The sequence below is a fragment of the Dissulfurispira sp. genome, from assembly GCF_036745535.1.
Classification (GTDB): domain Bacteria; phylum Nitrospirota; class Thermodesulfovibrionia; order Thermodesulfovibrionales; family Dissulfurispiraceae; genus Dissulfurispira.
In genome coordinates this window covers 1-2260 of sequence record NZ_DAIOFX010000151.1, presented here as the reverse complement: position 1 = coordinate 2260, position 2260 = coordinate 1, and the positions used below count along the sequence as shown (strand labels likewise).

Genomic DNA, 2260 nt, shown 5'->3' with positions numbered 1-2260 from the left:
CTGTTTTATGAAATACAGATATGCCCCGATGTTGTCGGCTATGGACTTGGAGAGCAGCGACTGTTGTTTGTTGAACTGTTCTGCCATGTCCATCTGGAGGGACTGTTGGAAGAAGACATTTAACGTGATAAGGGCGGAGATTACTGCTATAAGTGTGCCGACTATAAATAAATAGCTTTTCATTTCTCTATATGATAGCAAAAAAAACAGCAGGTTATATAAACTTAAAGGGTTAGATTATTTTGACGGGACCATTTTTGCGGATGCCTCGGCAATGACAGTGCCGTCTGATGCCTTTACAAGACGGGACCGTGCTTCGATGAGCCTTGAGTTCTTCTTTGTTATTTCTGCCTCTGCTATTGTCTTTTCGTTTGCCATTAAAGGCATTTTGAACCTCACATTTATTTCTGCAGTTACGGGCATTAGCCCCTCTGCTATGGCGGCCTGTATCATGGCCTCATCGAGGACGGTGGTTATTACCCCACCATGTGTTATGTCCTTGTAGCCCTGATAAATTTTGGAAGGTATAAACTCGGTGGTGAGTTTGCCGTTTGAATAATTAAAGGATAGCTTAAGTCCGCACTGGTTGTTTTTGCCACATGCAAAACAGTAATTGTCGTCTTCCAATTTCATTTTTGGCAATGAGTATATGAGTAAATGAGTATATGAGTTTTCACCCATTGACTCATTCACCCATCAACCTATTTACTATTTGTTCATCATCTCAAGGAAATCTTTGTTGTTCTTCGCCCCTTTGAGCTTGCTGAGCAGGAATTCCATGCTTTCCACAGTGCTTAAAGGATTCAGTACCTTTCTGAGTATCCACATCTTGTTCAGGACATCCGCAGCAACGAGCAGTTCTTCCTTTCTTGTTCCGGATGAATTGATGTCAATGCTCGGGAATATCCTCTTGTCCACGAGCTTGCGGTCGAGGTGGAGTTCCATGTTGCCTGTTCCCTTGAATTCCTCGAATATGACATCGTCCATCCTGCTTCCGGTATCCACAAGTGCAGTTGCAAGTATGGTAAGGCTCCCGCCTTCTTCAATGCTTCTTGCTGTGCCAAAAAATCTCTTGGGTCTCTGAAGGGCATTGGCATCGAGCCCGCCTGACAGTACCTTTCCGCTTGTCGGAGTTATTGTATTATAAGCCCTTGCAAGCCTTGTTATACTGTCAAGGAGGATAACGACATCCCTCTTTGTCTCTACCAATCTTTTTGCCCTTTCGATAACCATTTCCGAGACCTGACAATGCCTCTGTGGAGGCTCATCAAAGGTGGAGCTTATAATTTCAGCAGTGCTTACCTGCCTTTTCCAATCTGTTACTTCCTCGGGTCTTTCGTCTATCAGGAGTATTATGAGGTGTATCTCCTTGTGGTTCTTTTTAATTGCCTTTGCTATAGACTGGAGGAGCATCGTCTTTCCAGTCCTCGGTGCTGCTACTATGAGTCCACGCTGTCCCTTGCCTATGGGTGTTATAAGGTCCATAACCCTCATAGAGTAATCCTCTGTCTGGTACTCAAGGTTTACTTTTTCTGTCGGGTAATAGGGTGTAAGGTTATCAAATAACGGACGGCTTACATTGTCTTCTGGAGATTCATTATTTATGGTCTCCACCTTCAGGAGTGCGAAATACCTTTCATTTTCCTTCGGAGGCCTTATCTGCCCCGATACAAAATCACCGGTCCTTAATGTAAACCTTCTGATTTGCGAAGGGGATACATATATGTCATCGGGAGAGGGCAGGTAACTGTAATCCGGGGAGCGGAGAAATCCGAAACCGTCAGGGAGTATCTCCAGAACACCCGAGCCATAGACATTGCCGGCCTTCTCTGCCTGCGCCTGAAGGATGGCGAAAATAAGCTCCTGCTTCCTCATGCCTGTGGCGCCTTCCACATTGAGCTCCTTGGCAAGGTGCGTGAGTCCATCAATGTTCTTTTCTTTCAATTCCGAAATTGAAATGTAGTTTTCCATATGTTTTTTACCTCTCTGGGTCATTATGATAGTTAGTTATTGAGCAAATTGGTTTAAATAATAATCGATTTTAATACATTAACTCTCGATGATTTATTGGCTTAATGATTTTTCAACCAAAGATGAATTGCTTGGTTTTTGAGTTTTGCCTTTTGATCTTTGCATTGTTTCTACGAATTATCCCTAACTCTGGCCCAACTCTGGACTTAATTCAGGAGGGGATAATCAGAATGATTATATTTAGAATACAAAATGTTTATATCTTTGTCAACCCCGTTAAAGATTTATC

At 43.1% G+C, this 2260-nt stretch carries 3 protein-coding genes; all 3 read right to left on the bottom strand.

The window, feature by feature from the left end; genetic code table 11:
- Window positions 1–183, bottom strand: a 183-nt coding sequence (locus V7L97_RS12285) for a hypothetical protein (protein WP_333656405.1), incomplete at its 3' end; no start/stop codon positions are given.
- Between the two features lie 54 nt (window positions 184–237).
- Entirely contained in the window at window positions 238–633 is a 396-nt protein-coding gene (locus V7L97_RS12280; RefSeq protein WP_333656403.1) for a PaaI family thioesterase, read from the bottom strand.
- Between the two features lie 75 nt (window positions 634–708).
- Entirely contained in the window at window positions 709–1959 is a 1251-nt protein-coding gene (rho, locus tag V7L97_RS12275; RefSeq protein WP_333656406.1) for a transcription termination factor Rho, read from the bottom strand.
- Between the last annotated feature and the right edge of the window lie 301 nt (window positions 1960–2260).